We start from the raw sequence: 7,434 nt of genomic DNA on the forward strand, positions 1-7,434 counted from the left end.
CCCGATGTGTGGCGGCGGCGGCGGTATGGGCGGGGGCGGCATGGGTGGCGGCATGCACGGTATGGCCGCGACGGTGGCTCCGTAGCGCAATGGCTCTCGGCGACATGACATCCCGCGAATGGCCCGCCCTTGGGCGGAGAAGGAGCAGAACGTGAACATAGCGGCGATGGTGGGTATGCCTGGAGAGGCGCTGCGGGTGCCGCGTCCGGTGTGGCGGCAGTCGCTCACCGACGCCGTGCGGTCGGCGTTCGCCTACCACTACGAACGCAACGACTTCTACCGCGCCCAGTGCGAGGGCGTCACTCCGGCCGATGTCACGAATTACGAGGATCTGCATCGGATTCCGCTGCTCCCGGTCGGGATGTTCAAGCAGGCCGGCTCCCATGTCCTGCTGACCGGCGGACTCGCCGACATCGATACCGAGATCCGCTCTACCGGCACAGGGGGCGTGCCGTCGGTGGCCCGTCGGGACGCGCTGACGACAACGAGGGCCTCGGTCGGGATTCTCGGCGGTTATCGCGACTTCTTCGGCATCTCCAGTGGCGCAGGTCTGTTCCTGTGCCCATCGACGGCCGAGGTGCCCGAGATGGGGATGGTCAAGGTGTTCAACCTGATGACCGCGATGCTCGACGATCACCGCTACCTGGTGAAGGACTATTCCTTCGATCCCGAAGAGGCGCTTGCCTACCTGCGCCGCTGGGAGGGCACGATGACGCGGCACATCATCGGTCCGCCATTCATCGTGGCCAGGTTCATGCGGTATCTGGAGTTGGAATCCGTTCCGCTGAGCCTGGATCCGGAGTCGATGATCGTCATGCTCGGCGGATGGAAGCAGTACACCGGACGCTCCATCAGCCGCGAGGAGTTCAACGACAAGGCCGAGCGCTTCCTGGGTGTGCAGCGCTCCCGGATCCGCGACATGTACGGGATGATCGAGTCCAACATGCTCGCCATCGAGTGCGAGCACCACCGCAAACACGTGCCGCCGTGGTGCTATGTGTCGATCCGCGATATCACCGATCCCGCAATTGAACTCGAACCGGGCAAGACCGGCGGCATCGCGATTCTGGATGCGCTCAACACCGCCTACCCCGGCTTTCTGCTCTCCGACGACGTCGGGGAGGTCGATGACAGCGATTGCCCGTGCGGTCGTACCGGACAGACCGTGCGGTTCCGTCGTCGCCGTCAGGGGGCCGAATTGGGTTGTTGCGCGGTCAGTATCGAGAAGTACCTCGACTCCAATCAGATCGTCGCTGAGTGTGAACTTGCGGACGCATCCGGGAGCAGGTGAGCGTGCCGCGGTTCAGCGCAGAGGTGATCGAGCACTTCACCAACCCGCGTAACTGCGGACGGTTGGACGGCCCCGACGTGGCCGCCTTTGTCGGCAATCCGGTGTGCGGTGATCAGATTCTTCTGACCGCCCGCATCCGAGACGACGCCGTCACGGAGACGGCCTTTGAGGCATTCGGCTGTTCGTCCTCGCTGGCGGTCGCCTCGATCCTGACCGAGCGCCTCACCGGGATGGCGCTTGCCGAGATCGCCGGTCTAGATGCCGACCGGGTAGCCGATTGGGCCGGCGGGATGGCGCCGGCGCAGCGACATGTGGCCGAACTCGGCGCCGACGTGGCGCAGCGACTGGCGGCGAACTACCGTTCCGGAGTCTCCGATGACGGGCCCGCCAACGATGGCTGAGCTTTATCTGGACTACGCCGCCACCGCCCCCCTGCTACCGGCCGCCGCCAGCGCCGTACAGGCCGGCCAGGCTTTGGTGGGCAATCCTTCCAGCGGCCACGAGGCGGGCCGGGTGGCCGCCGACGCACTCGGTGCGGCGCGGCGGTCCATCGCCGGACTGTTCGGCCTCAGTCCGGCCGAGGTCGTCCTGACCTCTGGGGGCAGCGAATCCGACGCGCTGGCGTTGTGGGGCACCTTCGCCGCGCGGAAGTTCGAGGGGCATCTGGTGACGACCTCGATCGAGCACTCGGCGATCTTGGAGAACGCGCGGGCTCTCACCGAACTCGGTGTTGAGGTGACGTTCGTCGACCCCGGGCCCTGCGGGCACATCGCCACGGCCGATATCGCCGCCGCGATCCGACCGGACACCGCGTTGGTCTCGGTGATGCACGCCAACAACGAGACCGGAGCCATCCAGCCGGTCGAAGCGATCGCGGCAGTGGCCCGGCGTACCGGCGCGGCGTTCCACACCGACGCCGTGCATACCGCGGGAAAGCTGGATCTCAGTGCTCTCGGCGCGACTCTGATCTCGGTGTCGGCGCACAAGTTTGGCGGTCCGCGCGGGATCGGCGCCCTGGCGGTGCGCGCCGGCCACCGGCTCTCGCCGTTGATCAGGGGCGGAGCCCAGGAGGACGGTGTGCGGGCCGGAACTGAGAACGTGGCCGGGGCGATGGGAATGGCTGCCGCGGTTGATGTTTGCCTGCAGCGGCTGACGCCCGCCTACCGGCGGACCAGCCGCGCACTGCGCGAGCGGTTGACCGCGGCACTGCTGGATGCGGGTGGGGTCGAGGTCAACGTCACCGAACCGGTCCTGGCTGAGACGATCAGCGTCCGCTTCAACGGTGTCCGCGGCGACACCCTTGCCGACGCCCTCGACCTGCACGGGATCTACATCTCCACCGGCTCGGCCTGTCACGCGAAGGAGCAGAACGTCTCCCACGTGCTCAGCGCCCAGGGTCTCGCCGAGGAGGATGCCCGCTCGACGGTGCGGTTCTCGCTGGGACCCGACATCAGCGTCGAGGACATCGACCGGGTCGCATCGGTGACACTGCGATCGGTCGAGGGATTGCGGCGCGCGGCCGGGGTGGTCGGGGCCTACCGGTGATCGCGGTCAAAAATCTGCTGTTCGAGAAGGCGCGGCTCGTGATAGCCGTGCTGGGAGTTGCTTTCGGCGTTCTGCTGATGCTGGTCATGACGGGCCTCTTCGTCGGGACGACCAGGCAGGTAACCACCTATATCGACCATTCCCGCAACGCCGTGTGGGTGATGCAACCGGGGGTGTCGCAGATGTTCAAGGCGGTGTCCTGGTTGCCCGCCGACACGCGCGAACAGCTACTGGCGCTTCCCGAGGTGGCCTCGGCCGACCCGATCCTGGGATTGCCGTCGGACTTCGTCCACCGTGACACCCACACCGCGTATTTCGTCCTGGGCTATGACACCGCTACCGGGGTCGGGGGGCCGTGGTCGCTGTCGGCGGGCCGCAATGTCGATCGCCCCGGCGAAGTCGTGCTTGACCGGATTCTGGCGGGTAAGAACGGGATCGGCCTCGGCGACACCGTCCAGATCGTGGATGAGCGGTTCAGCGTCGTCGGCCTGTCTAATCAGACCGCCGCGGCGACGAACTACTACACCTTCATCGCGCTGCCGGATGCCGCGCGACTGCTGCGCGCGGGTAACCGGCTGTCTTACTTCCTGGTTCAACCGAAAACCGGCCTCAGCGACGAGCAACTGACCGAGGCGATCCGGCGCGGTGTGCCCGGGGTGGACGCATACACCTCAGCGACTTTCGCCGACAATAGCCGCGACATCATCGTCAAGATGATCGGTCGCCCCCTGAAGACGATGATCGCCATTGCGACGTTGGTCGGTATAGCGCTGGTGGGACTGACGATCTGGTCGCTGACCGCCGAGCAGATGACCGACTTCGGTGTGCTGAGGGCCATCGGTGTGGATCCGAACCAGTTGTGGCGCATAGTCGTCGGGCAGGCCGGGATCATTGCGGCACTGGGGTATCTGATCGGTGCGGCTATTGCCTACGGCGCCCAACTGCTGCTCGGCGATCGAATGGGTGATGTCACCATCGCGATCACCCCCACCATGCTGGCTGCCGTAGCAGCGGGCACCGTCGTCATGGCTGTGCTCGGATCAGTGCTGCCGGCGCGCCGCATCGCCCGGATCGACCCTGCGATCGCGTTTCGGCGCTGAGAGGAAAACCATGCTTTGCCCGATCTGCCACCACGACGCCGCCCCGCCGCGATGTGCCCGCTGCAACCGCCCGGTGCTGGACCGCGCATCCGATCCCGTCCTGGAACTCGTTGGTGTCACGCATCATTACGGGACGGGTGAGGCTGCGGTGCAGGCGTTGGGCGGCATCAGCGCATCGGTGGATCGTGGACAGGTCATGTTGGTTGTGGGGCCCTCCGGTGGCGGCAAGACCACGGCGCTGCTGATCATGGGCTTGCTGCTGACCCCGGATTCGGGCACCGTGCGGATCGGAGGCCGCGATGTCAGCGCGCTCTCCGAGCGAGAGCGCGCTCACTTGCGGCTGATGCGCTTGGGTTTTCTTTTCCAGGACTACAACCTGATCAACTCGCTGACCAGCGTGGAGAACGTGGCCGTCCCGTTGCGCTACGCCGGCATCCGCAAGTCGGCCGCTCTCGCCAGGGCGACTGAACTACTAGACACCCTGGGACTGGCACACCGACGCGGGCATCGGCCGACGGAACTATCTGGAGGCGAGAAACAGCGGGTGGCAACCGCGCGCGCTCTGGCAATGGGACCAGACCTCATCCTGGCCGATGAGCCCACCGCGAACCTGGATTCGGCCACCGGTCGAAGGGTGAGCGAGCAACTCGCTGAAGCGGCCAGAGCCCACGATGCCGCCGTGGTGATCGTCACCCACGATTCGCGTCTGGACGACATCGCCGACCGGGTCGTCCACCTCGAAGACGGCCGAATCCTCGAGGCGACGGGCTGATCTGTGTCAGTTGTTCACGGATTGGGTGGGCACCCGGGTCATTCGGATCGCCCTGACTCGCCTGTTCATCGCCTTGCGCATGACGTTTCGGTACAGCCAACCCTTCATGCCGCGGGCATTGACGCCGTACTTGCGGTAGAAGGCGTCGGGGTCGTCGAAGACGCCGAGGTCCCGGTTGATCCCGGTTGCCTGGATGGCGGTGTCCGTTCCGTGCCACTCGATAGTGGGGTTCTGCAGATCCTCGGTCCCGATGCCGTAGCCAAGAAATGGCCCCGAGCGCTGACCGGTGTGCGCCTGCACTCCCGCCAGGAAGCCGCCGTCGACGATGACTCCCTCCAAACCCACCCAGCGGTCGCCCACATTGACCTCGGCCCAGGTGTGGATGATGCTGCGAGGAGCGAACCAGTACATCGGCGCGACCATCACGCCATGCTGAAGGCTCTTGTCGACGGTGGCGCCGTGCAGGCGGCAGCCAATGCCGATTGCCCTCAACAGGGCCATCAGCAGCGTCGTCTTGGTGTTGCACTGACCGTATCCGTCGGCCAGCACCGTCGAGGCAGCCAAATCGTCGGAGGTGTTGTAGCCAAACGGAATCTGGTCCCGGACGAAGTTGTACACCGCGCCGATCCGGTCCTCTTCGGGAAGCCGGCACCAGCCCTGCTGGTCCACGAACTGGGCGATCGTCGGATCGTCGATGTTCAGCAGCGCGGTGCCTCGGCGATAGCGGTCCTCCATAACCAGGAGCCTACGCACATCCCTGGTCGAATTCGGGTGCCTTCCGCTGTTTCGTGTTCTGAAGCATTGCTGGGCAACGCTTTTGGGAGGAGGAAAGTACGTTGATCGTCGCCGTCAAAAACCTCGCCGTGGAACGCACCCGCTTGATCCTGTCGGTACTCGCCGTCGGGTTCGCGGTTCTGCTGGTTCTGGTGATGGCCGGCATCTTCGTCGGCACCACCCGGCAGGTCACTACCTACATCGACCATTCCCGCAACGCCGTCTGGGTCGTCCAACCCGGGGTGTCGCAGATGTTTCGGGCCGTGTCGTGGCTGCCGGCCGACACCGCCGGCCAGGTTAAGGCGTTGCCCGAAGTTGCTTCGGCAGAACCGATCCTCGGCCAGCCCTCCGATTTCGTCCACAACGGCGAGCAGACGGCCTATTTCGTGGTGGGCTATGACCCAGTCACCGGGGTTGGAGGTCCGTGGAAGCTGGCCGCCGGCCGGGATATCAGCGCTGCCGGTGAAGTCGTCTTGGACCGGGTGTTGGCCGCGAAGAACGGGATCCGCCTCGGTGACACGGTCCGCATCATCGATGGGGATTTCACCGTGGTCGGCCTGTCCAGCCAGACCGCAGCGTTGGGCAACTTCTACGCGTTCATCTCGCTGCCCGACGCCGCACGACTGATGCGGGCGGGAAATCGACTGTCCTACGTCCTAGTCCAGCCGTCGCCGGGAAACACCCCCGAACAGGCGGCGGCGGCGATTCGGGAGCGGGTGCCCGGGGCCGACGCCATGACGTCGGAGGAGTTCGCCCGGAACAGCCGCGACATCATCATCTCGATGATCGGGCGCCCCTTGAAGGCCATGATCGCCATCGCGGCCCTGGTCGGTGTCGCGCTGATCGCGCTGACGGTACTGGCCTCGACCAACGAACAGATGGTCGATTTCGGGGTTCTGCGGGCCGTCGGCGTACGTGGTGGCCAACTGTGCCGCACCGTCCTCGGGCAGGCGGCGCTCATCGCCGCACTGGGCTATCTGGTCGGTGCCGCGCTGGCCTACACCGCGCAGTTCCTCATTCGCGACCGACTCGGTGATGTGACCATCGCGGTCACGCCGGGCATGCTGGCGGCCATGGCGTTGACCACCGCCGTCATGGCCGCCCTCGGTTCACTGCTGTCGCTTCGCCGTGTCACCCGCATCGATCCGGCCATGGCGTTCCGGCGCTGACCGGCCGCCCTAGAGAGAGATCACCGATGGACGAGAAACATTCCCTGCCAACACTTCCTGAACCGGGGGAGATCGTGGCGGCGATACGAACCGGATTGGTCAAACTTCTGCCCCCGGAAGATCTCGCCCAGGTGGATCTCGACGCCCTCGACGCCTCGACCCCACTGCTGAGTTTGCCGGTCGACTCCGCGGTACTCATGGGCCTCGTCAATGAACTCGAGGACACCTTCAGAGTGTTCATCGACGAGGAGGCTGCGTTTTCCTTCGAGGTCCTCGGCGATGTGTCGGACTACATCCGAAACCGCATCGCCGACCGCGCCGGGCGACTCAACGGCCCGTGACCCCATTCTCGCCAGCCCTGCAGGCCTATGTGGCTCGGCACGCGCCTGCGGTGGCCACCGGTGCCGTCGACTATCCCCTGCTGCTTCGGGACTATCACGCTCAGTTCGATTTCTATGACAGTCGGGAGCATCTGGCGACGATGCCGGGTGCTGCGCTGGCCGGCGCGGTCGCGGTCCGGGCCGGCGCACTGGCCGCGCGGGGAGTAGGTCCCGGCGACCGGATCGTGATGATCGCCGCGAACACCGAGCCGTATGTGTCGACACTGCTTGCGGTTCTGCTGCTCGGCGCGGTGCCATGCGCTGTTGCGGCCCCGCCCACCCCGTCGCGGGAGGACTCCGCCGGCGTTCAGCATCTGCGGGCCGCGCTCCAGGTCCTTGCCCCAGTGCTTGTGCTGGGTCCACCCGAAACGGTTGGTGCGCTGTCCCATTCGGGACTGGTCGG

8 protein-coding genes and 1 pseudogene are annotated in these 7,434 nt (G+C 65.9%); 8 read left to right on the plus strand and 1 reads right to left on the minus strand.

The window, feature by feature from the left end:
- The first annotated feature begins 166 nt into the window (after window positions 1-166).
- The 5 genes from ADBZ6I_RS14520 to ADBZ6I_RS14540 all read left to right on the plus strand — a co-directional run bounded on the left by ADBZ6I_RS14520 (window position 167) and on the right by ADBZ6I_RS14540 (window position 4,708).
- Window positions 167-1,291: a LuxE/PaaK family acyltransferase gene (locus tag ADBZ6I_RS14520; RefSeq protein WP_526385028.1), complete on the plus strand. Its 1,125-nt coding sequence runs from the start codon at window positions 167-169 to the stop codon at window positions 1,289-1,291.
- A 2-nt stretch (window positions 1,292-1,293) separates the two neighbouring features.
- Entirely contained in the window at window positions 1,294-1,692 is a 399-nt protein-coding gene (locus ADBZ6I_RS14525) for an iron-sulfur cluster assembly scaffold protein (protein ID WP_526385030.1), read from the plus strand.
- On the plus strand, window positions 1,685-2,836 hold the full coding sequence (locus ADBZ6I_RS14530; RefSeq protein ID WP_526385018.1) for a cysteine desulfurase family protein: 1,152 nt from the start codon (window positions 1,685-1,687) through the stop codon (window positions 2,834-2,836). The genes ADBZ6I_RS14525 and ADBZ6I_RS14530 overlap by 8 nt, the downstream gene beginning before the upstream one ends.
- Window positions 2,833-3,936, plus strand: a complete 1,104-nt coding sequence (locus tag ADBZ6I_RS14535) for an ABC transporter permease (protein WP_526385020.1) — start codon at window positions 2,833-2,835, stop codon at window positions 3,934-3,936. The genes ADBZ6I_RS14530 and ADBZ6I_RS14535 overlap by 4 nt, the downstream gene beginning before the upstream one ends.
- Before the next feature lie 148 nt (window positions 3,937-4,084).
- Window positions 4,085-4,708 carry an ABC transporter ATP-binding protein gene (locus ADBZ6I_RS14540; protein ID WP_526385032.1) on the plus strand — a complete coding sequence of 208 codons (624 nt, stop codon included), beginning with the start codon at window positions 4,085-4,087 and terminating at the stop codon, window positions 4,706-4,708.
- Between the two features lie 6 nt (window positions 4,709-4,714).
- Here the strand turns inward: ADBZ6I_RS14540 and ADBZ6I_RS14545 are convergent, their stop codons facing one another.
- Complete coding sequence (locus tag ADBZ6I_RS14545) at window positions 4,715-5,443, minus strand: transglutaminase-like domain-containing protein (protein WP_526385022.1); 729 nt, start codon at window positions 5,441-5,443, stop codon at window positions 4,715-4,717.
- Window positions 5,444-5,544: 101 nt separating this feature from the next.
- On the opposite strand from ADBZ6I_RS14545, the gene ADBZ6I_RS14550 reads away from it, so the two are divergent.
- The 3 genes and pseudogenes from ADBZ6I_RS14550 to ADBZ6I_RS14560 all read left to right on the plus strand — a co-directional run.
- Complete coding sequence (locus tag ADBZ6I_RS14550) at window positions 5,545-6,651, plus strand: ABC transporter permease (RefSeq protein ID WP_526385024.1); 1,107 nt, start codon at window positions 5,545-5,547, stop codon at window positions 6,649-6,651.
- Between the two features lie 26 nt (window positions 6,652-6,677).
- The gene (locus ADBZ6I_RS14555) at window positions 6,678-6,992 is read left to right on the plus strand and encodes an acyl carrier protein (RefSeq protein WP_526385026.1); all 315 of its coding nucleotides are present in this window, start codon (window positions 6,678-6,680) and stop codon (window positions 6,990-6,992) included.
- A pseudogene (locus ADBZ6I_RS14560) lies at window positions 6,989-7,434 on the plus strand (AMP-binding protein); the annotation flags it as partial. The gene ADBZ6I_RS14555 and the pseudogene ADBZ6I_RS14560, both read left to right, overlap by 4 nt.

This window comes from Mycobacterium sp. (assembly GCF_044342925.1).
In the GTDB taxonomy this organism is placed as follows: domain Bacteria; phylum Actinomycetota; class Actinomycetes; order Mycobacteriales; family Mycobacteriaceae; genus Mycobacterium.